Raw genomic sequence first — 25,076 nt, forward strand, 5'->3', positions numbered from 1 at the left:
ATGACCACGATCGATTTCGACATTTCCGTGTCCGCAAAGGAAGCCCCGACATCGCGGGCGCCCCGCACCGTTCGCATGGTCGGCTTCGGACTCTACGGCAAGCCGACGCTGGCGATCTCGCTGATCACCGCCTTCGCCATCCTCCTGGCCTGGTGGGCGGCGACCGAGTGGAAGCTGGCCTCGCCACTGTTTCTGCCGCGTCCAGGCGAGGTCCTGCACCAATTCCGCCAGGTGTTCACCGAAGGCTACGCGGGCGCCTCGATCTGGGCGCATATCGGCGCGAGCCTGTTCCGGATCGGACTGGCGGCGGGATTGGCGATCGTCACCGCGATACCGCTCGGCCTGCTGATGGGGCTCAATCGTTGGGCCAAGGGCATCCTCGACACGCCCATCGAATTCTACTGGCCGCTGCCGCCGCTCGCTTATCTGCCGCTGATGATCATCTGGCTCGGCATCGGCGAGACTTCGAAGGTGGCGCTGCTGTTTCTCGCGATGTTCGCGCCGATCTGCCTCGCCGCCCAGGCCGGCGTGCGCTCGGTTTCGGTCGAGCGCGCCAACGCCGCCCGGGCGCTTGGCGCCAATCGCTGGCAGCTCTTCACCGACATCGTCTTTCCGAGCGCTCTGCCGGAAATCCTGACCGGCGTACGGATCGGTCTCGGCATCGGCTGGGGCACGCTGGTGGCTGCCGAACTGATCGCCTCCACACGCGGCATCGGCTATATGATCATGTCGGCGGCGCAGTTCCTGGCGACCGACGTCGTGTTTGTCGGCATCGCCATCATCTCGGTCTGCGCCTTCGCCTTCGGCGTCGCCGTTCGGCTCCTGGAAAAACTGCTGACGCCCTGGAAGGGCAAGAGCTGAACCTTCAACTGCAGGCGGGCCGCGCGAGTCGCGGCCCGCTTCGCCGATGTCGTGATCGTGTTCGACATCTCTAGCCTCGACTGGCCCCCCGCAAGATCGGCCGGCTCGATTGTCTGGGGCGGCAACCCCATCGCCTCCGCATGCCGGCGGCTTGAAGACATTCTCCCCGATCATATCATTGTAATGGTAGATTTCGCGGTTCGGCCAAGCTGAATTCGTCGGGCGGTAAACGGCTGCCGGACATCAACCGACCCACGAACCGACCGTGCTCGACGTCGAGGATCACAACGGACAAAATATCGGCATGGTGGTCCCTACCCATCCCGCGGAAACCCACTGGCGCCGGCAGACCCGACGGTGACGACCGACCGCTGACCTGCCGGCCCAAAGTGATCCAATCCGCGGACGTCCTCGCCGAAGCGAGCTGATCTATGCTACGGATAACAATACCGGGCTGGAGATCGTCGAATGCACAGGATGAAAAAGCCGGCGCCTCACACGAAGCGCCGGCTTTCGTCTTTGCAGTGAAGCGGATCTTTGATCAGCCCCGCTGCGTCTTGCGGGTGGCGAAGCTCAGAGCGAGAACCAGGAAGATCAGGGCGCCGGTTCCGACCTGCTGCCAGTAGAAATTCAATCCGCTGAGCAGCAAGCCGTTCGAGACGGTGGCCAGCAGCAGCACGCCGAGCACCGTGCCGACGATGTTCGGCCGTCCATGCGGATGGATGGTCGTGCCGATGAAGGCGGCGCCGATGGCGTTGAGCAGGAAGGCGTTGCCGGAATTGGGGATATAGACGGTCACCGTAGAGGTCAGGATCAGTCCGGCCACGGCGGCGATCAGCCCCACCAGCATATAGGCGCCGGCGAGGTAGAGCCTGAGCGGCAGACCGGAATAGCGCACCACATCCGCCTGAATGCCCGCGGCAATGACGACCCGGCCGAAGCGCGTCTGACTGAGCAAGAGGCCGGCGAGCGCGGCGACGATAAGGGCGACCAGGAGCGACAGAGGGACGCCGAGGAACGCGCCATGGCCGAGCGACCGAAAACTCTCGGGAATGCCGGTCTGCGGCAGATAGACCGGATTGCCGCCATTGGTCAGCAGCTGCTGGATGCTGCGGCCGACGAACAGCGTCCCGAGCGTGGCCAGAAACGGCGACAGGCCGATGCCGGAAATCAGGACGGCGTTGAACAGGCCCACAGCCGCACCGGCGCCGAGCCCTGCGATCAGCCCCAGCCAGACAGGTTGACCGGCCAGCACCAGCGACACGAAGGCGAAGCTCGCGAAATCGATGGCCGCGCCGACGGAGAGATCGATGCCGCCGGATGCTACGGCGAAGGTCATCGCCACGGCCACGATCGCCAGCAGGGTGAAATTGTTGACGAGCAGGCTCTGCAGATTGCCGGCGGTCAGAAAGCTCGGCGCCAGAAGCGCAAAGAGGGAAAATACCGTGACGAGCGCTGCAAACAGCGCGAAGCGGGCGCCTAGCGCCACGAGATGTCCAGTCGAGGTTGGGGACGCCATATCAGTTCTCCCTGCGAATGAGCGTGGTCGCCGATACCGTCAACAGGATCAGCACACCCTGGACGCCGCTGACCAACGTGCTCGAAAGATTGAGAAGCTGGAAGCCATTGAGCAGCACGCCGACGAAAAGCGCCGACAGCAGCGTGCCGCCGATCGTGGGAACCAGTCGCCGCGAAAAGACCGAGCCCAAGAGCGCCGTCACCACCACCGGCAACAGCATTTCGCCGGAGCCGGTGCTGGAGCCGCTGAGATAGGCCGTGTTGAGAATGCCGGCGAGCCCGCCGCACAGGCCGCTGATCAGAAAGGACGCTGCGAGATAGGATCTGACCGGAACGCCTGCGGCCCGCGCCGCTTCGGGAAATTCGCCGACCGCATAGAGCCTCAGGCCGAAGCGCGTGTTCTGGATGATCAGCCCCATGATCAGCGAAAATCCGACGAGCGCGTAGCCGAGCGCGGGGATGCCGAACAGGCTCGCTGAAGACAGCGCGGTGAGCGCGTCGCTGGACGCCGGGATTACGGTATTCTGGGTCAACACCAGTTCGAGCCCGGAGACAACGTTCATCACCGCGAGCGTCGCGAGCAGCGGCACGATGCCGATGCCGGCGACCGCCGCCGCATTGACTGCGCCGATGGCGAGCCCGGTCGCCATCGCCGCGAGCGTTGCGACGCCATCGCCATAGCCTGCCTGAATGAGACTGGCATAGACCGCCGCGCTCAAACCCATATTGGCGGCGAGCGAGAGGTCGATGCCGCCGGTGACGACATTCGGGCCGCCGGCGATCACCACCACGGTGAGCCCGATCGCCAGCACGCCGGTAATCGCCGTCTGGCCCAGAATATTGCCAATGTTGAAGATCGACAGGAAGAAGGGCGCGGCGACCGAGAAGATCACCAAGATGGCGAGGAAAGACAAGAGAGCGCCGTAGCGCAGCGCGGCTGCGGCAAAACGGGCCCCGCCTTTCGGGCCGAGCTTGGGCGCGACATCTGGAGTGAATGTGTAGTTTTCAACGTCAACCGACATGAAGCAACCTTTCCCGGGCGCCTGTCGCCTCGACGAGGATTTCGTTGGCCGTCGTGCGGCTGGAGGCGAGTTCGCGGGTTATGCGTCCCCGGAACATCACCAGCACGCGATCCGTGACGCCGACGAGCTCGTCGAGATCGGAGGAGAGGAGAACAATGCTGGCGCCCCGCGCAGCGAGATCGGCGATCAGGCTGTAGATCTCGGCCTTGGCGCCGATGTCGACGCCCACTGTCGGCTCGTCGAGAAGATAGAGCTCGGTGTCGCGGCCCAGCCATTTGGCGATGGCGACTTTCTGCTGATTGCCGCCGGACAGCGACCGCACCAGCGCGTCGCGGCCATCGGTCTTGATCTGCAGGCGGCCGATGAGGTCGTCGGTGGCGCGGGTTTCGGCGTTGCGATCCAGCCGACCGAGACGGAGAAATCTGCCTAGGCTCGCAAGCGTCGTATTCTCGCGCACCGTCATATCGAGGGCGACGCCATGGCGGCGGCGGTCTTCCGGCACGAGCGCCAAACGCGCATTCGCCGCCTGTCGGGGGCTGTCGAAGCGGAGGGTCCGATCGCCCAGCACGATTTCGCCCGCCGTCGCCGTCTCCAGGCCGAACAGCACGCGCATCAGGTCCTTCGCGCCCGAGCCGAGAAGGCCGGTCAGGCCAAGCACCTCGCCGCGCCGAAGCGTGAAAGACAACGGCTCGAATTTCCCGTCGAGCGCCAGATCACGCGCCTTGAGATAGTCGCCGCCTATTTGAGCCTTGCGCGGCGGAAAGAGAATTCCCGTGTCGCGCGCCACCATCAACCGGCCGATCTCCTCGGCGGAGGTCTCGGCAAGCGGCAGCGTCGCCACATCGCGGCCATTGCGCAGCACGGTGACGGCGTCGCAGATTTCTTCGATCTCCTTGAGATAATGCGAGATGTAGAGGATCGTCACCCCCTCGCCGGCGAGCCGGCGGATCAGCCGAAAGAGAATGTCGGCCTCGCGCCGGACAAGCGCCGCCGTCGGCTCGTCGAACACGAGAATTTTCGGCTTGCGGATCAGCGCGCGGGTGATCTGGATAATCTGCTTTTCGGCGGTGGTGAGTTCCGAGATCAGCGCTTTGTCGGGCAATTCAAGGTCGAAGTAGCTCTTGAGCAGACTTGCCGCCTCACGTCGCATGGCCGAGCGATGGAGAAACGGCCCGACGCCATGCAGCGGCTCATCGCCGAGGAACAGCGCTTCGCCCACCGTGAAGCTCGGAGGCAGCAGGCGATCCTGATGAATGAAGTGGATGCCGAGCGCTTCGGCAAGGCGGGGCGTCAATCGGGTCTGCTTCGCCCCACTGATCTCGATGACGCCGTCATCGGGCTGGTGGAGGCCGGCGATGATCTTGATCAAGGTGGATTTGCCGGCGCCGTTCTGGCCGACGAGGCCATGAACCGCGCCGCGTTTCACCGTCAGCGCCGCGCCATCGAGCGCGCGGGCGCCGCCGAATGTCTTGACGATGCCCGTCAGCCGAAGAATGTAATCGGCTCCGGTCCATCGCCTACCAAGCTCGTTCATCTGCTCTGCTCCATATTATGGGGAGGCCGGCCATCCGAAAGCGGGGCCGGCCTTGCGCGGGCTGGGATCAACCAACGCCGAGTTTCTTGCTGACCTCGGCGATATTCGCCTTGTTGGCGAGCAGAGCCGGCACATAGGTTTCACGCGGCAGCGTCTCGCCGGCCAGCAGCCGCGCGACGTTGCGGATCGCGGTGCGGCCGAGTTCGGCCGGCTGCTGGGCGACGTCTGCGGCGGCCGGCGACTTTGGGTCGGCGACGAGTTGCAGAACCTCAGGGCTGCCGTCGACGCCATAGGTCTTGATCTCGGTGCGACCTGCGGCGACCAATGCCTGGGTGGCGCCGAGCTGCGGAATGTCCCAGGCCGACCAGATGGCCTTGATCGAGCCCTTTTCCGGATAGCGATTGAGGATCGCCGTGATCTGGGTGAAGGCGTCCTGCACGGTGTTGGGGATGACGTCACGCAGTTCTGGCTGGACGATCTCCACCTTCGGAAAATACTTCACGACATTGACCAGCTGGTCATAGCGGATCGCGCAAGGCGTGACGCCATAGAAGCCGTTGAAGACCACGATCTTGCCTTCGCCGCCGATGTCGGAGACGAGTTGGAGGGCGAGATCCTTGCCGATGCCCCAGTTGTCAGATGTCGAGTTGTTGAGCGAATTGGTCGAGCCGACGTCGATCGTCAGCACCGGAATGCCGGCGTCGCGCGCCTTCTTGAGCCAGGGATCGATGACGGTGAGCGTGCCGAGCAGCTGGACGATCGCATCCGGCTTCTGAGCGATCAGCGTCTGCAATTGCGAGACGAGCTTGCCGTCGTTGCGGCCGGCGTCGACCGCGATCGGCTCGCCGCCCAGACGCTTCACTTCTTCGATCTGGGCGTTGTAGGCCTGAAGGTCGAAGAAATGGTCCGTGCCGGCGGCGCTGATGCCGATGCGCTTGCCCTTGAGCGAGAGTTCGCCTGCGGCGAAGCTCGGGCTGGCGCCGATCAGCGAAGCGCCGGCGGCGGCCGCGCCCGCGAGCGCCGTGAATTTCAAGAGATCGCGCCGACCGAGGTCGATGGTTTTTTCGTTGGTCATGAGTGCCTCCTATCGAGTGTGGTTTGAGAGCTGCCGCTTCAGAGAGCCCCGTTCCTGGGCGGCGGCACGCCGTTGAGCAGATAGTTGCCGACCGCGTGGAATTTCCACCGCACGGGATCGTGCAGCGTATGCGTCCGGGCGTTTCGCCAGTGGCGATCGAGATTGTGTCCGGCACGCGCCGACTGGGTCCCGGCCAGTTCGAACAGCGTGTTGGACGCTTCGAGCGCGGCTTCCGTGGTCAGCACTTTGGCGCTGGCCACGGCCAATGTGGCGGCGACCGTGTCGGCCTCGTCGAGCGTTTCACGCGCCCGGTCGACCTTGCGTCCGGCCTCGGCGATCAGCGCGGTTCCCGCGTCGATGCGGATCGCGACCTGGCCGATGCGATGGATGGTCAACGGATCTTCCGAGGCCTTCTCGACGGCGGCGTCCATCCACGGACGGGACCGGCTGTTGATGAAGGCGATCGTGTCGCGAAGCGCCGCCCGCGCGATGCCGAGGTCGACGGCCGCCTGGATGATCTGGCCCACGGAGCCGATGGTGTGGGGCCGCTCGAAGCTCTGATGGTGACGGACCACGGCGTCGGCGGGAACGCGGACATTGGTCAGGATCGTCGTTCCGGAACCCGTGATACGCTGGCCGATGCCGTCCCAGTCGTCGACGAGCTCGACGCCCGGCGCGCCCCTCGGTGTGAAGGACAGGGTCAGCTTGTCGTTCTCATCATTGGCGAAGATGACGATCCAGTCGGCGAACAGCACGCCGGTGGAGTAGAACTTCCTGCCATTGATGACGAAGCCGTCGCCGTCGGGACGGATCGTGGTGGTGTAATGCCCCACGGTCTTGGTGCAGATTTCCGAAAGCGCGTTGCCGAACTTGTCGCCCTCGAGCGCCCTGTTGAAATAGAAGGCCTTCTGCGCCTCCGATCCTTCCAATCTGAGCGCTTCGAGAATGTAGAAGTGGTTCTGCGGGATCTGGCCGATCGAGCCGTCGGCTTCGGCGAGAAGCGCGATCACCTCGCCGAGCACGGCGTTCGACACGTCGATGCCGCCATAGATCTTTGGCACGGTGATGGCGAGGAGACCCGAGTGGGCGAGCTCCTCCATCTCCTTGTGCGGCAGAATGCGATCCCGATCGCGCACGGCTGCGCCTTCAGCGAACCGAGCCGACAGACTGCGGGCGATTTCCAGCGCCTCCGCCTCGCTCTTGATGCGATAGGCTGCGCCTTCGGTTTTCAGTTGCAGCGCTGGGCTGGTCATGTCTTGCTCCCCTTCGAAACAATGATCAGGCGGCGGCTGAAGCGGCCTGGCTCTCGGGCGCCCCAGGCTGGGCGACGGCGGGCGCTTCGCCGATGCGCCACTGATAGGGCGGCGGCGTTCCATTGACGGCGAAGTCGCCGACGATCCGGTCCTTGTAGATGCGAGGATTGTGGGACGAGATCGTCCGGGCGTTGCGCCAGTGGCGGTCCAGCGCGTTGGAGCTCTTGGCCGCGGAGGCGCCGAGCGTATCGAACAGGATCGTGGACGCCTCGAAAACGAGGTTGGTGACGACGCCGAGCGCCTGCGATGTCTCCAGTTCGGAAACGGCGTTGGCGCGCTCCTCGGCGTCGGCGTCGCCCGCAAAGCGCGTCGCATAGGCGCGCTCCAGAGATGCGGCGACTTGCAGCACGATGGCGCTCGCCGCATAGGCGTTGGAGCGGATGCGGCCCACCACCTGCAGGATCTGCGGATCCTGGCTGGAGCGCGGCCCGGCAGCATTGGAGAAGTGGCGGGTGCGCGCAGCGACCGCTCTTGCCGTCTCCTTGGCGATGGCGCGGCCGATCCCGGCCAGCGTCGCCAGATGCACCGTCTGATAAAAGGCTGCGGCATAGCGGAATTTGTCGTCGTCGACGACGATGTCGAGCGCGTCGACAGAGGCTTCGGTGAAGGTGGTCGTGCCGCTTGCGGTGAGCTTCTGGCCGAACCCGTCCCAGTCATCGACCACCCGCACGCCCGGATCGTCGCGGCGGACGAGAACGGTCACGCCTTCGCCGTCGAGTCCGGTCGCGCCGACATCGATCCAGTCGGCGAACAGCGAGCCGGTCGTGTAATATTTTGCGCCGTTCAGAACCAAGGCGGAGCCCTTGCGCGCCACATGCGTGGCGAAGGATGCCTGGCTTGCGCCGCCGATTTCCGTCCAGGCGTTGCCGGCGATCTCGCCATTGGCGAGGCGCTCGGCCCAGCGGCCGCGGAATGCGCCATTGGGCGAGTTGACCACATTCTCCGCAAAGCCGAAATGACCACGCAGCGCCTGGGTGATATTGGAATCCGCCGCCGACAGTTCGATCAACAGATTGAAGAATTCCGGCAGCGTCGCGCCGAGCCCACCCTCGCCTTCCGGCAGGCGCAAAGCGCCGAACCCGGCCTTCTTCAACGACTTGATCTCAGCTTCCGGGAGAATGCGGCCGATTTCGCGCGCGACCGCGCCCGCCTCGATCTCGGCGAAAAGCGGCCGGAAGCGCTTGGCGAGATCCTCATAGCGGGCGGATGGTCCCGCGCCCCAGGCTTCGTCGATCTGTGGCATGATGCACCTATGCTTTGCTGGATTTGACAGGCGCTCAGGCGCCGACGGTCTTGAGTTGCGGCTTCTGCGCCTCGGCGTCGCGGCGCTTGACGGCCTCGATATCGCGATAGCGATCGGCGGGATGCGTCTGCGGCAGATAGGGCCCTTCGCCGAACAGCTTCTCGCGCAGCGTGCCGGGCTTGTAGGAGGTCGGATAGGCGCCGCGCTTCTGCAGTTCGGGCACGATATGCTCGACCACATCCTCGAAGCTGCCGGGCGTTACGGCGTAGGCGATGTTGAACCCGTCGACATCGGTGTCATCAACCCATTCCTGCAGAATGTCGGCGATGCGCTCGGGCGAGCCGACGAAGACCGGTCCGAGACCGCCGATGCCGCCGAACCTGGCAAGCTCGTCCATCGTCCAGGATTTGTCGCCGCCGGCGATATGCTCGACGAAGGAATGGATGGCGTTGGTCTCGACCTTCCGGATGACGTCGGTCGGCGCATATTGGCCGAAATCGATGCCGCTCCAGCCAGACATGAACACCAGCGAGCCGTCATAGGAGACGTATTTCTTGTAGTCCTCGAACTTGGCCTGCGCCTTTGCCTCGGTCTCGTCGGTGATGATGGTGATCAGCGTGTAGATATAGACCTTCTTCGGGTCGCGACCGGCCTTGGCGATCTTCTCGCGGATCTCAGAGACATAGGCCTTCAAAACGGATCTGGTCGGCGCAGCCACGAAGATGCATTCGGCATGCTCGGCGGCAAACGCCTTGCCGGGACCGGACGCGCCGGCCTGGTAGAGCACCGGCGTACGTTGCGGCGAAGGCTCGGTCAGTTGATAGCCCGGCACGTCGAAATATTTGCCCTTGTGGCCGATCTCATGAACCTTGGAGGGATCGGTGAAAACGCGGCGCTCGCGGTCGCGCACCACGGCGCCTTCTTCCCAGGAACCTTCGAGAAGTTTGTAGAGCACTTCGACATATTCACTGGCGATCTCGTAGCGATCATGATGCCGCTGCAGACCCGCCTGGCCGACATTTTTGGCTCCGCTTTCGAGATAGGAGGTGACGATGTTCCAGCCCACGCGCCCCTTGCTGTGGTGGTCGGCGGTCGCGAGCCTGCGGGCGAACGTGTAGGGATGCTCGAAAGAGGTGGAGGCGGTGATGCCGATGCCGAGATGCTCGGTCGCAAGCGCGATCGGCGCGGCGAGCTGCAGCGGATCGTTGACCGGGATCTGCGCCGCCTGTGCGATCGCGTGATAGTTCGATCCCTTGTAGACATCGTAATAGCCGATGACGTCTGCGATGAAGATGCCGTCGAACACGCCGCGCTCCAGCGTCAGGGCGAGGTTCTGCCAGTAGTCCAAGTCTTTGTAGGTCCAGGACTTGTCGTCGGGATGCGCCCACAGACCGGGTGACTGGTGGCCGACGCAGTTCATGTCGAAAGCGTTGAAACGGATTTGTCGTGTCATGGATCACCTCTCATGCCTGGGAAGCAGCAGATTTAGTATTTATTATCTATAGTTTTAGTAGATTTAAGAAGCGAAAAATCTACTGATTTTTGTCGTTCCGCCGGAAAACCATACCAGCCGAAGAAAGAAAGGCAGGAAGCCGTGGCGAAAGACCTGTCCGACGGTCAATCCCCGTCGCAGGCCGTTTCCTGCGCAGCAACACCATTGCACCCGCCTCCGGCAAGAAAGCGCCGAAAGACGACCGAACGTTGCGACCGAATTACCGGGGCGCTCTCGCCGCCTCTGCAAAAATAGCGGGCGCGGAACCTGATCCGCACCCGTCACTGCGATATCGACAACCCGTCAAACCAGGCGGCCGTAAGATCCATTCTGATAGATCAGTGATCGGCCGTCGCCAGCCAGGACCGCGACCGCACGACCGATGATGATCGCGTGGCTGTGTCGTTCGATGACCTCCTCGACCTCGCAATCCACGGCCGACAGGGCTGTGGTCAACACCGGCGCGCCGCTGACCAAAGTCGTCCACGCCGCGCCTTCGTAGCGCGCGGGGCCCTTGACGCCGCCGACGCCGGCAAAACGGTCGGCGATCGATTGCTGGTCTTCGCCGAGCACATTGACCGCGAAGTGACCATAGCGGGCGATGACGGGCCAGGTGGACGAATTGCGGTTGATGTTGACGATCATGGTTGGCGGATCCATCGACAGCCCCGTCGCGGAAGTCACCGTGGCACCGGTCCGATCTTCACCCCGACCCGCGGCGATCACACAGACGCCGCCGGCCAATTGCCGCAGAGCGCGCTTCACATTGGCCGCGTCGGGATCGAGAAATCCATAGCTGTCAAAGCGTTGAGCGGTGGGATGGGCGATGGTCATGACAAGCTCCAATCTTGCGCGCCGTCAGGCGAATGACCCAAACCCTAATTCAAAAAAGCATATTGTCAACTATTTTTATAGATTATATGTTTTTAAGAAATGGAGGCCGCCATGATACTGAAAAATCCCCCTCGCTTTGTCGTCGTCATTATCGGCGGAGGCTTTACCGGCGCCGCCGTCGCCTGGAACCTCGCTCGCGCCGCGCCGCGCAGTCCGCTCAGAATCATGGTGCACGAGCCGCGCCGGAAGCTCGGCGCCGGCCTCGCCTATGACACAACGGATCCGACCCACCGCATCAATGTGCCTGCCGAGCGAATGAGCCTCGATGTCGCCGAGGACACTGATTTCATCGACTGGCTGCGGGAGCAGGGACTAGACGGGGAAGACGTCGATGCTTTGCTGCCGGATGGTCGGATCTTCCCGCGCCGCGCCGATTTCGGCGCCTATGTCGCTGCTCGCCTCAATCCCATGCTCGAGGATGGGCGCGTCGAGCATGTAAGATCCGAAGTCGTTTCGGTGGTGCGGGACGCGGGCGGCTGGCGCATCCGCCGCTCTGACGGCGGCAGCGTCAAGGCCGATATCGTGGTGATCGCCACGAGCCATCCCTCGCCGGCTGCGCCCAGAGCGCTCGCGGCCCTTCTCGAAGGGCATCCGCGTTTTGTCTCCGACCCGACTGCGCCCAATGCGCTCGCGGCGATCCGACCCGGCAACGACGTGCTGATCATCGGCAACGGATTGACCGGCGCGGATATCGCAGCCTCCTTGTTGTCGCGCGGCCATACGGGCCGCATGACGGCGTTGTCCCGTCGCGGCCTCCGCTCGCGCGGGCACGCATTCGGAACGCAGGAGCCGCACGGCGATTTCCTGACCCGTCCGATCAGGTCGGCGCGCCTGCTGACCCGGCGCATTCGCGAGGCGATCGATCAGGCCGCCCTGTTCGATGTCAGCTGGCACGCCGTGCTCGACGCCGTGCGCGGCCAAGGTCAGGACATCTGGCGAAACCTGCCGGTTGAGGAGCGGCGGCGTTTGGTCCGCCATCTGCGGCCTTTTTGGGACGTACACCGTTTCCGGATTGCGCCGCAGGTGGAAGACGCCATCCGGGCCGCTTTGATGAAAGGGCAGATGGAAAGTCTCGCCGCCTCGGTGAGCGCCGTCTCCTATTTCGGCGACAAGATAAGGGTGGCGCTGCGTCTGTCGCGGCGGCAGGGAACGGTGCTACGCGACGTCGATGCGATCGTCGTGGCGACAGGGCCGGCGCATGGTTCGGTCCTTTCGAGCCAGACTTTTCTGGGGGAACTCGCAGCAGCCGGTTCCGTACGGCTTGATCCCGTCGGGCTCGGACTCGATTGCGACCTACGCTCCCGCCTGATCGACGCCAAGGGAGAGCCGCAAGCGAATCTCTTCGTCGCGGGGCCCCTGGCGCGGGGCGCGTTCGGCGAATTGATGGGCCTTCCCCAGGTGTCGATCCACGCGAGAGATGTGGCTCTGGAGGTGCGGGCCCATGTCGACGCCCTGGTCGGAACGCAAGCCGAAACCGCCGCCTGAGCGACGTCGGACTCGTGCGCCGTTTCAGCGTTTGAAGCAGAGTGTCGTCGCGTAATGCGCATCGGGGAGGCGGTCGCTGCCGCCCTCTCCCGTCCAGGAGGCGAGTTCAACTGCAACCTCTTCGCGTTGACTGCGATCAGCGGATAGCCCACCGGGCGAAACCTCGTCGAGCAATATCGCGGGCGCGCACTGGTGCGATGTTTCGGAGAGGGGATACCCCCCGGCTTACAGGAGGGCTCGTCATGGTGGATCGGACGGCCCCAGGTGGGATCGGCAAACATCGCCGGCGCGCCTCATCGCGGATAACGGCGTCATCATACCGGCTTCCTTCCTAAGCTGGTAAAGAAGACCGATGTAATTCGGGAGATTACCTATTGATTAAAGGCGCGAGCTGAGATGTCGGGCCGTTGCGGACCACGTTGGGCAAGCCGCGTCGTCGACAGGGCGCCCGCTCGGTTCACCGAGAAGCGCATAGCCGGGGAATCGAGGGGGATAGAAACGCACAAAGCCCCTTGGCGATTGCCTTGGGGCTTGATTGATCGTGCTTTGATTTTGGTTGCGGGGGCCTGAATCGACAGAGGCTTGTCAAAACAAGAGCTTAAGCACCTATCGATGCAGAGGATTTCCGCCCTTTACCGTCCAACGCCGCTTCGCGCCAACTGCGGTCCTCGAGACGCTCACAGGAGTAATGATCGATATTTGCTGAGCCCCACTTCCGCACTGTGTGTTGGTTCGCGGGAATCCATGTCGTGATGAACTTAGAGGTGGCTGCCGCCGACAAGATGCCGACGACAGTCACGGCGTCCCTGGGAGGAGGACGTGGGTCAATGATCTAATCTCACGGTTTCAAGCGAACTCGCTTCTCGACCGTCGATCCAGGTATGGATGCACTCAAGCTGCTCGCTCAAGACGACAAAGTCTGACGCATATCCCGGCCGGAGATACCCATGCCGACCATCCAAGCCGACAGCTCTCGCTGGCACGCTTGACGCCATCGCCAGCACCCGCGCCAACGGCAAGCCGAGTGTCTGATGGGCGAACTTGACGCTGGAAAGCATGTCGATATCCGCTCCCGCCAACGTTCCGTCCGCCAGCTTTAATGTCCCATCCTTCCGATGGATGGCGCGGCCGTTCAATTCAAACCCCAAAAGCTCCGTCCCGATCGTCTGCATCGCGTCGGTTACGATGAAGATATCGCCAGGAGTGGTCTTTGAGCGTAGTGCGACTTTGATCGTCGCCGGGTCCACGTGGACGCCGTCAACGATTAACCCGGCAAAGACCCGGCCGTCATCCAGCGCCGCCCCGACAATCCCGGGCTCCCGGTTTCCCAAGGGACTCATCGCGTTGAACAGATGTGTGACCATTGAAGCACCCGCGTCGAAGTAGGACCTCGCGGCCTGCGCGGTGGCGTTGCTGTGCCCGATGCTCACCACCACACCCGCGGCAACGAGAACGCTGACCTGATCGGTCGTAACGTTCTCTGGCGCGACCGTGGTCAGGACCAGTCCCGCATCCCTGCGATAGGCGCAGATCGCTTCGAGATCACCCTCTGTCATCGGCCGGATGTAGGACGGGTTATGGGCACCCTTGCGCTCCAGCGACAGATGCGGGCCTTCGAGATGAAGGCCAAGGAAACCTGGAACCTTGGCGGCGCGCGACCGACGGCCGGCTTCGAACGCCAAGGCCGTCACCTCCGGCGTGTCCGTTATCAAAGTCGGAAGCAATTTTGTGGTGCCGAACCGGGCGTGAGCGCTCGTGATCTGCCGGATCGCTTTGACTGACGTCTCCTCACCAAAACGGACTCCTCCGCCCCCATTCACCTGGAGGTCGATGAAGCCTGGAACGAGTTGATACCCATCGTAGTCGACTCGATCGATGTCGCGCGGGATGTCTGCCACCTTCACGATGCCGACGACACGTTCACGGTCCAGCAGAAGTCCCGAGCCCTCGTGCCAACAGGTGCCGTCGAATATCCGAGCGGCCGATATCGCGACTGTCGGTCTCATCGCGTCTGTGTCACTTTCTTGAGAGCCACTGGTTGGTCCGGGTTCAAGCCTCGCCGACGCGACAATTGCTCTCCCATTGCGTAGAAAGGCACGATGAGCGCGAGCGCATCCGTGAGCATGTGTCCAGTATCCACGAACGGGAGCGACCGCGCTGACACCGTCTTCGCAGATGTGATGAAGACTTCCGCACCGCGGCCCACGAAATCGTCGGCGAGCAGGACGGCCGAGGGTTCCGATGCGTCCCGACCCGCCAGGACCAGAACCGGGAAGCCTTGGGACACAAGCGCCAACGGCCCGTGCATTACCTCCGCGGTAGAATAGGCTTCAGCGTGAAGGTTGGACGTCTCTTTGAACTTGAGTGCGACTTCCGATGCGATTGCGAAGCTCGGTCCGCGGCCCAGGACATAGAGGGACGTGGCCGTCTCCAGCGACGGCATCATTGCGCTCCAGTCGGCGGAGAGCGCGGTGCGGAGTTGTCCTGGCAGTCGCTCGAGCGCCGATTTCAGATCGGCATCGTCGATCCACTCAGCGAGGATGTAAAGACCCGAGGCTATGGAGTTGACGAATGATTTTGTCGCCGCCACGGCAAGCTCCGGTCCGGCGTTCAGGTCAATGGGGACCTCCGCTTCCCTCCAGATCGGAGAGTTCGAGGTATTGGTCAGGGCTAGAGTCAATGCTCCCTGGCGTCTGGCCGACGCACACATTTCGACGATATCCGGGCTGGTGCCCGATTGGGAGATGGCGAACGTCGCCGCCTGTGCAAGATCGATGGGGCGATCGTAAATGGACGCGAGCGACGGCCCCAGAGATGCGACGGCTTTCCCGGCAACGAGTTCAATTGCGTATTTCATGAACAGGCATGCGTGGTCAGAAGAGCCACGTGCGATCGTGGCGATGAAAGCAGGATTTTTTCGCGCCAGCGCCCTGCCCGCGGCCGCTAGCTGATCTGCCGAATTGTCGAGAAGACGCATCACAGCATCGGGAATCTCCTCGATCTCGCGCCGCATGTTCGTTGCTTCCACCATGGTCAACATCCTCAGGTTCGTGGTCTTGCGGGTTCTGGAGTACAGGAAAAATCAGAAGTGCTCGGCGACCCATGGGAACGGTCCTGCGAATACCTTGTCGGCTTGCGCCACTGTCTCGGGGTCGCCGTCGGCGGCTCCGGCCCGGTGCAGGAAGCTGGCGGAACGGAACCCTGAATAGAGGCTGGCGAGGTGCGATGCATGGACCGAGAGGACACTGCCTCCGTCGATAGCTCCGGGCGTACAGACTGCGCGGCCACCGCAAATGGAAAGCCGACATGAGCCCCCCTCGCCGCCGTCGACAGCGAGAGATAATTCGGTGTCGGAGCAAGCGTAGCCGCGCGCAGAGAGCGCCGACGCCGGGTCAAGGATACGGATCAGAAACTCTTCCTGATGGACGAGCTGCCAGCCCTTGTCAGGCATTGCGAAGACGAGCGCGTCCTGGGGCGCTCCGTGCCATCGAGCCTTTTCGAACACAGTCGAGAACGTGCCTGTGAACTTCAGTATCTGGCGTGCGGCTGCACCATTGATAGCGGCCCAGTCGCGAATTTCGATCAAGCCTGGTCTGGACGTGTCGATTACCGCGTAGCCTTCGTCATCGCCGAAAACGAAGACCGAGGGCACACACTGCACCGTGTTGAAATGCGCATTCCAGTGTGCGTCATGTCGGTCGAGAAGCCCGGATTGGCCAGTGCATGCGGCACGATAGATAGGCTCCAGCACACCACGCGCCTTTTCGAGAGGCACCCGACGGGAGCGGAGGTCCTGCCGAATTTTGTAGAGTTCCGACGTCTCGGCTTCGTAGACCATTTCATGTCCCGCCAGATTGAAGCCGGCGCGCCGATAGACCGGGCGGGTCGATGCGAAGAGGCTGGCGAGCACGGCTCCGTCCCGACGGGCATCCTCGCAGGAAAGGTCTAGAATTTCCGCAGCAAGTCCGCCACCGCGGAACTCGGGTTGGATGGCAACATGGGCGATATTCGCCGCGGGAACGGACCGACCGCCGAACCAATGGCCGCATGGCACCACGGCCCAGACGGCCGCAGTTTGCCCGACGCTTTCGAGGACTCGAAAGCAGTCCAGTCCCGTCATTTCTACGTAACACCGGGTGCGCTCCTCGTCGAACGCGAATGCGAGACGATAGGCATCGACTATCAGCGACAGGTCCGTCTTTGCGGCCTTGCGAACTACCATGATATGGTCCTCTGTTCTTATGATGCGGGTTTAGCCGCCTGCGTGTGGCGACTTTGCGCGGGCCAAGTCCGCAACGCCAAGAATGCCTGCATGTACGCCGAGTTCGGCTCGGCAGAGGGACACCGGAGCGACCTGGCCCGGTGGAGCGACCAGGCTGCGCACCCTATCGATGAAGCCATCCGCCAGCCCAATGCCGCCACCGATGACGATCTGCGGCGGATCGAGCACGAGTTGGATGTTGCGGCAGAGCCGGGCGACACGATGCGCCGACCCTTCGACGATCTCCACGGCCCAGGCCTCGCCGGTCGCCGCCGCCGCGAAGACCTCCCTCGCTTCGACCTCGTGACCGAGCCGACGTGCCTCCGCGGCCATCCAGCGCCCGGAGACACGGTCTTCGAGAAAGACATTCTCGTCGCCCTCGGCCGTGAGACCGAAGTGGCCTGCAAGGCCTTCCAACAAGCGGCCGTTCAGCACTATCCCGCCCCCAATCCCGGTGGAGATGGTGAGGAAGACCATGTCCTGTCCCCGCCCCGCTCCAAGGACATGCTCACCCCAGCTCGCCGCCTGCGCGTCGTTGAAAGCCACTGCCGGAACTCCGAACAGCTCCTCCACCTTCGCGATGAGCGGATAGTCAGCCGGGATGCCCAGGGTCGCCGGGTTCATCGCCGACCAGAGACCGCTGCGCACGAAGCCCGTTACCGCGAGACCCACGCTTCGGAACTGTCCTCGCCAAGGCGATGCGGCGTCCGCCACGGCTGCCAGCCAGGCGTCCGGACCATCTTCCCGGCGTGTCGGCACCGTCGCCTCGGCCACGATGCCGGATTCGCTCACGAGCGCCACGAGCGTCTTGGTGCCGCCGATGTCTACCGCGAGGATTGCATTGTCCTGATCCATCCGGGCAACCTAGCCTATGAGCTGGCCGCTGGCGGCACTGAAGAGAGACACCTTGTTTACCGCGACGGACACGGGCAGTGTCGATCCTTGCGCAACGCTTCCAGTCTCCATGCGGGCGACCAGCGAGTGCCCGTGGAAGGAAAGCGTGACGTTGTCCTCCGGTCCGGTCGATTCGACGATGTCTGCCCGCGCCTGAAGCGCCTCTTGCCCATCGCGTGCCGGCCGAATGTGTTCCGGCCGAATTCCGAGCAGCACTTCGCCGGAAGCATTGCCCGCTTCGGGAAGGGCGAGCGGAAGTATCCATCCCTTGCCGTCGTTGAACGCGACCTTTCCGTCCACGTTCGAGACGGTGCCGGGGATGAAGTGCATCGCGGGCGAACCGACGAATTTGGCGACAAAGAGGTTTGCCGGACGGTGGTAGATTTCGTACGGGCTCCCGATCTGCTGAACCTCGCCCTTGTTCATCACGACGATCTTGGTCGCGAGGGTCATCGCCTCGATCTGGTCGTGGGTCACATAGATCATCGTCTTGGCGATGCGCTCATGGAGCTGCTTGATCTCCACCCTGGTCTCGACGCGGAGCGTCGCGTCGAGGTTGGAAAGCGGCTCGTCGAACAGGAAGACCTTGGGGTCGCGCACCAGGGCACGCCCGATGGCCACGCGCTGGCGCTGGCCGCCGGAGAGTTCGCGCGGCTTCCTTTCAAGGAGCTGCTCGATCTGGAGGAGCTTGGCGACCTGGGCCACCTTGGTCTCCTTTTCCTGGGCGCTCGCGTTCCGCATCCTGAGCGGAAAGGCGATGTTTTGCCTCACCGTCATGTTCGGGTAGAGGGCGTAGGACTGGAACACCATAGCGATGTCCCGCTCACGGGTCGGTACTTTGGTCACATCGCGCCCATCGATTTCAATAAGACCGCCGTCGATGGGATGCAGCCCCGCAATCGCGTGCAGAAGGGTCGACTTGCCGCAACCGGATGGTCCGAGGAGAACGACGAAGTCTCCTTCGGCAACATCGATGTCGATGCCTTTCAGGACATCAACAGGCCCATAGGATTTCCGGATGCTTTTCAGCAGAAGGGATCGTTTCATAGTTTTGGTTTCCGTCATGGTTCCTACCCCTTGATGCTGCCGAGCGACATGCCGCGGACGACCTGGCCCTGGACGAGCATCCCGAGAACCAGCATCGGCAGCATCACGAGTGTCGCAGCCGCGGTGAGTGGTCCCCACTGCACGCCTTGGAAGGTTAGGAAGGAGGTGATGCTGACTGGCAGGGTCTGTGTGTCGCGCCCTGTCAGCACAAGCGCTATGAAGAACTCGTTCCAGGTGAAGAGCACGCATAGGATGAAGGTGGCGATGATGCCTCCGAGCGCCACAGGCATGAAAACTTCACGGAATATGGTGAACTCACGCGCGCCGTCGACCTTGGCGGCATCCCGAAGTTCGCGGGGGATGTCCTCGAAGAACGTGATGAGGAGCGAGATCGCGAAGGGGATGTTCACGAAGGCATAGACGCCTATGATGATCCAGTGATTGTTCAGGAGCTTCATCTGTGCCGCGAGGAAGTAGGTCGGGATGATGAAGATGAGCGGTGGCGCGATGCGCAGGCTCAAGATGAACTTCTCGTTCTGACGCTTGGTCGCTTCATCCTGCGCCACCAGGCCGTACGCGACGATAGCGCCGACCGCGACAGAGATGAAGCTTGCGGAAATCGAGATGATCACGCTGTTGAAGAAGGCGCGGACGAAGACCCCGTTGTTGAAGACCTTCTCGTAGTTCTCCCAGGTCGGCAGGAACAGCCAGACCGGCGGCATCGAGAATGCGTCGCGCTGCGTCTTGAGCGAGGTCGCCACCACCCAGTAGAGCGGAAAGAGCACGCAAATGAGGAGGATGGCTAGACCGATCCAGAAGGCGATACGGCGCATCACACGCCTCCCTGCTTTGGTGCCTTGAAGGCGAGGTTGTAGAGCAAGAGCAAGGCCACGTTCGTCAGGATAGTCAGGACCATCGCGATCGTCAGCGAATACGAGATGTCGAAGTTCGTAAACGCGGAGATGTAGCCGTAGAGATTCAGCGTCTCGGTCGACAAGGCGGGCCCGCCGCGCGTCATGATGTAGAAGATGTCGAACGCCTTGACCGCATCGATGCCTCGGATGATGGCGACAACCAGGAGCGCACGTTTGAGCGCGGGCAAGGTGATGTACCAAAGCACCTGCCATTCCCGAGCTCCGTCCACGCGAGCGGCGTTTTGCGGGTCGCCCGGCAAGGACTCGAGCGATGCCATCGTCAGGAGGACGACGAAGGGCGTCCACTGCCAGATGTCGGCCATGAGGAGCGAAAGGAGCGCGACATTCGGGCTGCCGAGCCAATCGACCGGACCGAGTCCCATAGTCGAGAGAAGATAGTTCATCATCCCGTTGGACGGATCGAGCAGGAACCGCCAGGTGAGGCCCACGACCACAGGTGTCATGACGATGGGGACGAGCAGAATGCCGCGCACCACGCGCTTGCCCCGAAACTCCCGATCCATGAAGAGCGATATCGCCAGTCCCAATGCAACTTCGATGGCGGTCGCGGCAACGGTGAACACGATGGTTCGGCCGAGAGCGTTGAGAGCACGCGCATCCAGAAGAAGCCGCAGATAGTTGTCCAGGCCGACAAAACTCTCCCGACCCGGTCGGAGGAGGCTGATGTTCTGAAGCGTCAGCCAGAGCACGTAGATCGTGAGGATGGCCGAGATCGTCCCGAACGCAAGCACGACTGGACGGTAGAAATAGGTGGTCGCATCCTTCATTGTGTCACTCCTCCAGGATGGCCATGCCCGGTCAGCCGGGCATGGCGCTTGTTTTTATCGTCCCAGCACGGCGTCGTTCGCCGCGTTGGCCTCAGCAAGAGCGTCTTTCGCGCTCGCCGTGCCAGCGAGCACCTTCGAAACGGCGATGCCCGCGTTGTTGATGATCTCGTTCGCAGCTTCGACAGTCGGCAAATATTGCGGATTGCCTGCATTGATGGACGCTAGCATGGCGTCCTTGAAAGCGCCGTAGCGCTTGTTGAACTCGTCGGAGTTCAACGCCGCGAGCGAGGTCACGCCCGAGTTCGGCGCGATATTGAAAGATTTGATCTGCTGCTGCTTGGCGGTCGCCCACGATGCGAAAAGCCAGGCGGCTTCCTTGTTTTGGGACGCGGAAGCGACATAGAGGCTGTGCACGGCGAGCGAAGAAGAACCGCCCTTCAGCTTGTCCGTTTCGACGGGTACAGGCACATAGCCGACCTTGCCGACCACAGACGAGATTGCGGGGTCTTCATTGAAGGCACCGTTGACGGTCGCATCCATCGTCATGGCCGCCTTGCCGCTCTGGAAGAGCACGCGGTTTTCTTCCCAGCCGAAGTTCGCGACTCCGACGGGACCGTAATCGCGCAACGCGCCGGCGAATGCTTCGAGCGATGCCGCAGCCTCGTCCGTTGCCAGCGCCGACTTGCCGTCCTTCGTGATGAACTCGCCGCCGTAGCCCCAAAGCCAGCCAGCCCAGACGTAAACACTGTGTATGCCCTGCGCGCCACGCATCGTGATGCCTACCATCTCGCCGTTCGACTTTTCCTTGACGGTCTTCGCCGCGGCAACGACTTCAGCGAATGTCTTGGGAGGACTGATGCCGTACTGTTCGAAGATGTCCTTGCGGTACATCAGGAAGGTGCTCTCGCCATAGACCGGAAGACCGTAGAGCTTCCCGTCTACGATGTTCGTATTGAGGTAGCCGGGGACGAAGTCGGCCTTGTCGTAATTCGTCGGGAACTTGGTGGCGGATTCGTCGAGCGGCGAGATGTAGCCAGCCTTCACGAAACCGGGAATGAAGATGATGTTGTTCTGGACGACGTCATAGCGGCCGGAACCCGACGAGAATTCCAGAAGCATCTTCGCCGTGATGTCGGATTCGGGGACCACTTCGAGTTCGACCTCGATGCCCGTTTCCTTGGTGAACTCAGGCAGGAGCGCCTGGATGCCGTCCGTCGTCGGATGTCCTTCCATGAGTACGGCGAGCCGGGTGCCTTTGTATGGCTGGTCCGCGGCCTGGGCGAAGATCGGCATCGCCACGGAGGTGGCGAGCGTGAGCGTTAAGGCAACAAATTGACGTCTGTTCATGTCATTCCCCTTTTCTGGATATAGTTCTCGAAACGAGCCAATGGTCACACTTCGGAGCGCCGATACGCGCTGTATCTCCCTGTTTTGTTTAGAGGCGCTGCACCTCCCCGGTTTCGGCGGACTTGACGAGCGCCTGCGTCAATTCGAGCGAGAGCAAAGCTTCTTCGCCCGTGGCGACCTGGCACTCGACGCCGTTGACCCAATCGAGCACGCTGGAAAGCTGCTGACGGAGGTCGCCGCCGACCTTGCCACCGATTTCCGGCCAATGCTGTGTGTCGATTTCCTGGGAGCTCTGGTTGTCAGCGAAGTACAGGCCGCTGTCGCCGCACTGCACTTCGAACGAACCCTCGGTGCCGATCATTTCGAGACGGGCGTCGATCATGTGACGCGCGCCTGCCGGAAGAGACCAAGCGCTCTCGAACGTTACGACCGTGCCGCCGGAGAACCGCACGACACCTGCGATGGTGTCCTGGGTACCCATCTCACCAAGCAGGATGTCGGTCTGCTGCGCGTATGCGGTGACGGGTGTCTGCCCCCTGAGCATCCAAAGAACCATGTCGACGTCATGCACGGTGACATGCATGGCGAGCGGCAAGGTGCCGGCATATCGCTTGGGGCCTTCGGTACGGGCGCTGTTGCGGCGAGCATAGATGTGGATCGGCTTGCCGATCTTACCGGCTTCGATCAGCTCGCGCGCCTTGTAGTAGCGCGGGTCGAACCGAAGCAGATAGCCGACACCGAGCTTCACGTTCGCGGCATTGCAAGCCTCTACGATCCGACGTCCGTCTTCGATGGTCGAGGCGATCGGCTTCTCGATGAAGAGGTTTACTCCCTTCGCGGCGATGGCTAGAGCAGGCTCCAGATGCAGATGATCCGGCGTGCAGATGCTGACCAAGTCGAGCGTCTCGGCGGCCAGCAACTCCTCGTGGGAGGCATAGACCCGCACGCCTTTGCCGATGGAGTCGGCAAGGGTCTTGCCGCGCGCAGTGTCACGGTCAACAACCGCAACGAGCTCGGCGCGCGGGTCGCTGGCGAAGATCGATGCATGCATCGAACCCATGAAACCGGCGCCGATGACGGCAACCTTGACTGTCTTGATCATTCCAAACCTCCAAGTGTCCGCGCTTTGCGGTCGACAATCGCATTGGCAAAGCGCTTGGTAATTTCGTCTGGGCGAGTGATGGCAGAACCGACGACGACGAACATCGCTCCGAGACCCATCGCGCGCTGCGCTTGGGCCGGGTCCCAAATCCGACCTTCCGCCACGAACGGGACGTTCGCGGCCGCAAGCTCGGCCATGAGTGCAAAGTCGGGGGCGTCGGAGAGCGCGGTGTAAGGCGTGTATCCGGACAGAGTCGTTCCGGCGAAATCCGCCCCCGCGGCGACCGCGTGCCGGGCCTCTTCCAGAGTGCTTATGTCCGCCATACTGGATTTTCCGAGACGATTGATCTCGGCAACCATCTCGGCGACGGAAACGGGTCGCACCCGGTCCGTCGCGTCGAAGGCGATAACATCGGCTCCGGCTTCCGCAAGATTCCGTACGTCCTCAAGCGTCGGCGTGATGTAGACGTCCGAATCCGCTTGGCTGATTTTTGTGATGCCTATTATCGGCTGGGTGATCGCTGCGCGGACCGCCTTGACGTTGCGTACCCCTTCGATCCTCACCCCTTGTGCGCCGCCGACGACGGCTGCGCGGGCGAGCGCCACTATGTGCTCTGATGCGTTGAGGGGGCTGGTCTCAGCCGCCTGGCACGAGACGACCAGCTTCCCCCGCATTTTTCCGATGATGTCCATTGACGCCGCATCTCCCTGATGGATGCGACGTTAGCCACTGTGGCGGTTTGCGTCAATAATTCTTTTCCTTTGAAGTTTTTTTTCAAAAATTATTTTCAGATGTTGCGGTCGCTGACACTTTCGGCCGTTTCCTTGATCGTCTCGAGCCGCGCCGGGTCGAGCTTCGTTATAGTGTTGGCGAGCGCGTCGACGATCAGCAACTGGCTGATCTTTGACGGAAACGCACCTCCGGTCAGCGGTGTTTCGGGCGACGACGCGAGCAGTTTGAAGTCACAGATCGCCGCCAGCGGACTCTTGGTCCTGTTGGTGATCGCAATTACTTTCGCTCCCCTTGCATGGGCGCTCTCGGCGACGCGCAGGGTGTCGATTGTCGAACCGGAGCTGGAGATCAGGATATAGAGATCGTCCGCCGATGCCGTAGCAGACGCCATGGTCGCCAGATGAGAGTCGCGCGGAATATGCGCTTGGATGCCTAACCGCGCGAGCTTGTATTCAAGGTATTGAGCGGTGATGGCGGAAGCCGCGACACCGAAGATTTCGATATGACGAGCAGCCAGCAACAGACCTGAGACACGTTGAATAGCATCCCGATCAAGAAGACGCTCCGTCTCCTCCAGCGCCGTCCGGGCGGTTTCGACGAGTTCTTGGATCATATCGCCCGGAGTGCTTGCCGTAGGCTGTTGAAGCGTCGCAAGTTCATGGGCGAGCGCGAGCTTGAAATTCTGGAAACCCTGGTACCCTAGCTCGCGGCAGAAGCGGATCACACTCGCTTCGGAGGAATCTGCCTCATCGGCTAATTCAGTGATGCTCTTGTAAAGCACTGTCTGTGGATCAGCGAGAACGAATGCGGCAACCTTCTCAAGGGCTCGAGTCATGTTGGGCGCGTGGGATCGAATTGTCGCGATGAGCGAGGGCTGTGATTGCGTTTCCACGGTGATGAGAATCCCGAAAGCCTTGACTATTGTGTTGACTGGGCTCGCAATCAGCCTGCCCCCAAAGATCACACGGGTTTGGCTGCTCAATTCGCCTATCAGTTGCCCAAATATATCCGGACAATTTTCTCCAGTCGAAACCTATTTTCAAAAAAATCTTTCAGCCCGTTTCGAGGCGCAAGATGGAGACAGTTGGAACTCATGTGACGCAATGAGCAAGGGGAACCCTGCCTTCACGTCTCTGACACGCCAGAAGCGGGCATCGTCACATCGCGTTCCCTCAGTTTTTCCCGACCAAGCGACGAGTGGGGCTGATCACGAGACGCGTCGGCACCATCCGGTACATCATCTGCACCTCGCTCGCCTGTCTTGCCCTTTACGGCGAGCCGCGGTGCGTGGATGATCTGAAGAGCCGCGGCTGCGTGCAGCGCGTGTCGCATTACGGTCCGAAGTTGGCACCGTGGCGCTTTACCGACTCAGGACGAAGGATCGTTCGAGCGACCTGTCGAGGCAATCCTGAGCGCCGTCAGTTCGGAAGCAATGATCGATATTGCGCTTGCCGGCGCCGGCCTGTCAACTTCAAACAGAGGTGGTTCGGTTTGTCTGAACAGCTTGGTGCCGATTGTTAAGTGGTTTCCGGCGCTGTTTATGCCGCGAGGGGA

22 protein-coding genes are annotated in these 25,076 nt (G+C 62.2%); 2 read left to right on the forward strand and 20 right to left on the reverse strand.

Annotated features, from left to right (window positions below; genetic code table 11):
- The gene (locus OCK01_RS19730; protein ID WP_412179040.1) at positions 1-861 is read left to right on the forward strand and encodes an ABC transporter permease subunit; all 861 of its coding nucleotides are present in this window, start codon (positions 1-3) and stop codon (positions 859-861) included.
- Positions 862-1,402: 541 nt separating this feature from the next.
- Here OCK01_RS19730 and OCK01_RS19735 read toward each other — a convergent pair.
- The 8 genes from OCK01_RS19735 to OCK01_RS19770 form a co-directional block, all read right to left on the reverse strand.
- Entirely contained in the window at positions 1,403-2,380 is a 978-nt protein-coding gene (locus tag OCK01_RS19735) for an ABC transporter permease (RefSeq protein WP_263825414.1), read from the reverse strand.
- Position 2,381: 1 nt separating this feature from the next.
- On the reverse strand, positions 2,382-3,401 hold the full coding sequence (locus OCK01_RS19740; RefSeq protein ID WP_263825415.1) for an ABC transporter permease: 1,020 nt from the start codon (positions 3,399-3,401) through the stop codon (positions 2,382-2,384).
- Positions 3,391-4,935, reverse strand: a complete 1,545-nt coding sequence (locus OCK01_RS19745; protein WP_263825416.1) for a sugar ABC transporter ATP-binding protein — start codon at positions 4,933-4,935, stop codon at positions 3,391-3,393. The genes OCK01_RS19740 and OCK01_RS19745 overlap by 11 nt, the downstream gene beginning before the upstream one ends.
- 67 nt (positions 4,936-5,002) lie before the next feature.
- Positions 5,003-6,010, reverse strand: a complete 1,008-nt coding sequence (locus OCK01_RS19750; protein ID WP_263825417.1) for a sugar ABC transporter substrate-binding protein — start codon at positions 6,008-6,010, stop codon at positions 5,003-5,005.
- 38 nt (positions 6,011-6,048) lie between these two features.
- Complete coding sequence (locus OCK01_RS19755) at positions 6,049-7,263, reverse strand: SfnB family sulfur acquisition oxidoreductase (protein WP_263825418.1); 1,215 nt, start codon at positions 7,261-7,263, stop codon at positions 6,049-6,051.
- 25 nt (positions 7,264-7,288) lie between these two features.
- The gene (locus tag OCK01_RS19760) at positions 7,289-8,566 is read right to left on the reverse strand and encodes an acyl-CoA dehydrogenase family protein (RefSeq protein ID WP_263825419.1); all 1,278 of its coding nucleotides are present in this window, start codon (positions 8,564-8,566) and stop codon (positions 7,289-7,291) included.
- A 34-nt stretch (positions 8,567-8,600) separates the two neighbouring features.
- Positions 8,601-10,019, reverse strand: coding sequence for an LLM class flavin-dependent oxidoreductase (locus OCK01_RS19765; RefSeq protein WP_263825420.1), 1,419 nt, complete (start codon positions 10,017-10,019; stop codon positions 8,601-8,603).
- Positions 10,020-10,361: 342 nt separating this feature from the next.
- Positions 10,362-10,892, reverse strand: a complete 531-nt coding sequence (locus tag OCK01_RS19770) for a flavin reductase family protein (protein ID WP_263825421.1) — start codon at positions 10,890-10,892, stop codon at positions 10,362-10,364.
- Between the two features lie 111 nt (positions 10,893-11,003).
- On the opposite strand from OCK01_RS19770, the gene OCK01_RS19775 reads away from it, so the two are divergent.
- Positions 11,004-12,437, forward strand: coding sequence for an FAD/NAD(P)-binding protein (locus OCK01_RS19775; RefSeq protein WP_263825422.1), 1,434 nt, complete (start codon positions 11,004-11,006; stop codon positions 12,435-12,437).
- An 824-nt stretch (positions 12,438-13,261) separates the two neighbouring features.
- Here the strand turns inward: OCK01_RS19775 and nagA are convergent.
- The 12 genes from nagA to OCK01_RS19835 all read right to left on the reverse strand — a co-directional run.
- A complete protein-coding gene (nagA, locus tag OCK01_RS19780; RefSeq protein ID WP_263825423.1) occupies positions 13,262-14,443 on the reverse strand; it encodes an N-acetylglucosamine-6-phosphate deacetylase in 1,182 nt (393 codons plus the stop codon).
- Positions 14,440-15,468 (reverse strand): SIS domain-containing protein, encoded by a 1,029-nt coding sequence (locus tag OCK01_RS19785; RefSeq protein WP_263825445.1) that lies wholly within the window; start codon positions 15,466-15,468, stop codon positions 14,440-14,442. The genes nagA and OCK01_RS19785 overlap by 4 nt, the downstream gene beginning before the upstream one ends.
- Before the next feature lie 51 nt (positions 15,469-15,519).
- Positions 15,520-16,659 carry an enhanced intracellular survival protein Eis gene (gene eis / locus OCK01_RS19790; RefSeq protein ID WP_263825424.1) on the reverse strand — a complete coding sequence of 380 codons (1,140 nt, stop codon included), beginning with the start codon at positions 16,657-16,659 and terminating at the stop codon, positions 15,520-15,522.
- Between the two features lie 30 nt (positions 16,660-16,689).
- Positions 16,690-17,553 carry an ROK family protein gene (locus tag OCK01_RS19795; protein WP_263825425.1) on the reverse strand — a complete coding sequence of 288 codons (864 nt, stop codon included), beginning with the start codon at positions 17,551-17,553 and terminating at the stop codon, positions 16,690-16,692.
- A gap of 9 nt (positions 17,554-17,562) precedes the next feature.
- A complete protein-coding gene (locus OCK01_RS19800) occupies positions 17,563-18,657 on the reverse strand; it encodes an ABC transporter ATP-binding protein (protein ID WP_263825426.1) in 1,095 nt (364 codons plus the stop codon).
- Positions 18,658-18,662: 5 nt separating this feature from the next.
- Positions 18,663-19,472 (reverse strand): carbohydrate ABC transporter permease, encoded by an 810-nt coding sequence (locus OCK01_RS19805; protein WP_263825427.1) that lies wholly within the window; start codon positions 19,470-19,472, stop codon positions 18,663-18,665.
- Positions 19,472-20,341: a carbohydrate ABC transporter permease gene (locus tag OCK01_RS19810; RefSeq protein ID WP_263825428.1), complete on the reverse strand. Its 870-nt coding sequence runs from the start codon at positions 20,339-20,341 to the stop codon at positions 19,472-19,474. Before OCK01_RS19810 ends, OCK01_RS19805 begins: the two co-directional genes overlap by 1 nt.
- 54 nt (positions 20,342-20,395) lie before the next feature.
- Complete coding sequence (locus OCK01_RS19815) at positions 20,396-21,688, reverse strand: ABC transporter substrate-binding protein (protein ID WP_263825446.1); 1,293 nt, start codon at positions 21,686-21,688, stop codon at positions 20,396-20,398.
- A gap of 88 nt (positions 21,689-21,776) precedes the next feature.
- Positions 21,777-22,790: a Gfo/Idh/MocA family protein gene (locus OCK01_RS19820; RefSeq protein ID WP_263825429.1), complete on the reverse strand. Its 1,014-nt coding sequence runs from the start codon at positions 22,788-22,790 to the stop codon at positions 21,777-21,779.
- Positions 22,787-23,482, reverse strand: a complete 696-nt coding sequence (locus tag OCK01_RS19825) for an N-acetylmannosamine-6-phosphate 2-epimerase (RefSeq protein ID WP_263825430.1) — start codon at positions 23,480-23,482, stop codon at positions 22,787-22,789. Before OCK01_RS19825 ends, OCK01_RS19820 begins: the two co-directional genes overlap by 4 nt.
- A gap of 95 nt (positions 23,483-23,577) precedes the next feature.
- The gene (locus tag OCK01_RS19830; RefSeq protein WP_318530247.1) at positions 23,578-24,504 is read right to left on the reverse strand and encodes a MurR/RpiR family transcriptional regulator; all 927 of its coding nucleotides are present in this window, start codon (positions 24,502-24,504) and stop codon (positions 23,578-23,580) included.
- Between the two features lie 386 nt (positions 24,505-24,890).
- Positions 24,891-25,076: hypothetical protein (locus OCK01_RS19835; protein ID WP_263825431.1), on the reverse strand; the 186-nt coding region annotated here is incomplete at its 5' end.

Origin of the sequence: Rhizobium sp. TRM95796 (assembly GCF_025779995.1) — a bacterium.
GTDB lineage: Bacteria > Pseudomonadota > Alphaproteobacteria > Rhizobiales > Rhizobiaceae > Rhizobium_E.

What these genes read in the sequence shown, in the direction of transcription:
- OCK01_RS19730 (WP_412179040.1), top strand. Translation starts at nt 1, where the DNA reads ATGACCACGATCGATTTCGACATTTCCGTGTCCGCAAAGGAAGCCCCG.
- OCK01_RS19735 (WP_263825414.1), bottom strand. Translation starts at nt 2,380, where the DNA reads ATGGCGTCCCCAACCTCGACTGGACATCTCGTGGCGCTAGGCGCCCGC.
- OCK01_RS19740 (WP_263825415.1), bottom strand. Translation starts at nt 3,401, where the DNA reads ATGTCGGTTGACGTTGAAAACTACACATTCACTCCAGATGTCGCGCCC.
- OCK01_RS19745 (WP_263825416.1), bottom strand. Translation starts at nt 4,935, where the DNA reads ATGAACGAGCTTGGTAGGCGATGGACCGGAGCCGATTACATTCTTCGG.
- OCK01_RS19750 (WP_263825417.1), bottom strand. Translation starts at nt 6,010, where the DNA reads ATGACCAACGAAAAAACCATCGACCTCGGTCGGCGCGATCTCTTGAAA.
- OCK01_RS19755 (WP_263825418.1), bottom strand. Translation starts at nt 7,263, where the DNA reads ATGACCAGCCCAGCGCTGCAACTGAAAACCGAAGGCGCAGCCTATCGC.
- OCK01_RS19760 (WP_263825419.1), bottom strand. Translation starts at nt 8,566, where the DNA reads ATGCCACAGATCGACGAAGCCTGGGGCGCGGGACCATCCGCCCGCTAT.
- OCK01_RS19765 (WP_263825420.1), bottom strand. Translation starts at nt 10,019, where the DNA reads ATGACACGACAAATCCGTTTCAACGCTTTCGACATGAACTGCGTCGGC.
- OCK01_RS19770 (WP_263825421.1), bottom strand. Translation starts at nt 10,892, where the DNA reads ATGACCATCGCCCATCCCACCGCTCAACGCTTTGACAGCTATGGATTT.
- OCK01_RS19775 (WP_263825422.1), top strand. Translation starts at nt 11,004, where the DNA reads ATGATACTGAAAAATCCCCCTCGCTTTGTCGTCGTCATTATCGGCGGA.
- nagA (WP_263825423.1), bottom strand. Translation starts at nt 14,443, where the DNA reads ATGAGACCGACAGTCGCGATATCGGCCGCTCGGATATTCGACGGCACC.
- OCK01_RS19785 (WP_263825445.1), bottom strand. Translation starts at nt 15,468, where the DNA reads ATGGTGGAAGCAACGAACATGCGGCGCGAGATCGAGGAGATTCCCGAT.
- eis (WP_263825424.1), bottom strand. Translation starts at nt 16,659, where the DNA reads ATGGTAGTTCGCAAGGCCGCAAAGACGGACCTGTCGCTGATAGTCGAT.
- OCK01_RS19795 (WP_263825425.1), bottom strand. Translation starts at nt 17,553, where the DNA reads ATGGATCAGGACAATGCAATCCTCGCGGTAGACATCGGCGGCACCAAG.
- OCK01_RS19800 (WP_263825426.1), bottom strand. Translation starts at nt 18,657, where the DNA reads ATGACGGAAACCAAAACTATGAAACGATCCCTTCTGCTGAAAAGCATC.
- OCK01_RS19805 (WP_263825427.1), bottom strand. Translation starts at nt 19,472, where the DNA reads ATGCGCCGTATCGCCTTCTGGATCGGTCTAGCCATCCTCCTCATTTGC.
- OCK01_RS19810 (WP_263825428.1), bottom strand. Translation starts at nt 20,341, where the DNA reads ATGAAGGATGCGACCACCTATTTCTACCGTCCAGTCGTGCTTGCGTTC.
- OCK01_RS19815 (WP_263825446.1), bottom strand. Translation starts at nt 21,688, where the DNA reads ATGAACAGACGTCAATTTGTTGCCTTAACGCTCACGCTCGCCACCTCC.
- OCK01_RS19820 (WP_263825429.1), bottom strand. Translation starts at nt 22,790, where the DNA reads ATGATCAAGACAGTCAAGGTTGCCGTCATCGGCGCCGGTTTCATGGGT.
- OCK01_RS19825 (WP_263825430.1), bottom strand. Translation starts at nt 23,482, where the DNA reads ATGGACATCATCGGAAAAATGCGGGGGAAGCTGGTCGTCTCGTGCCAG.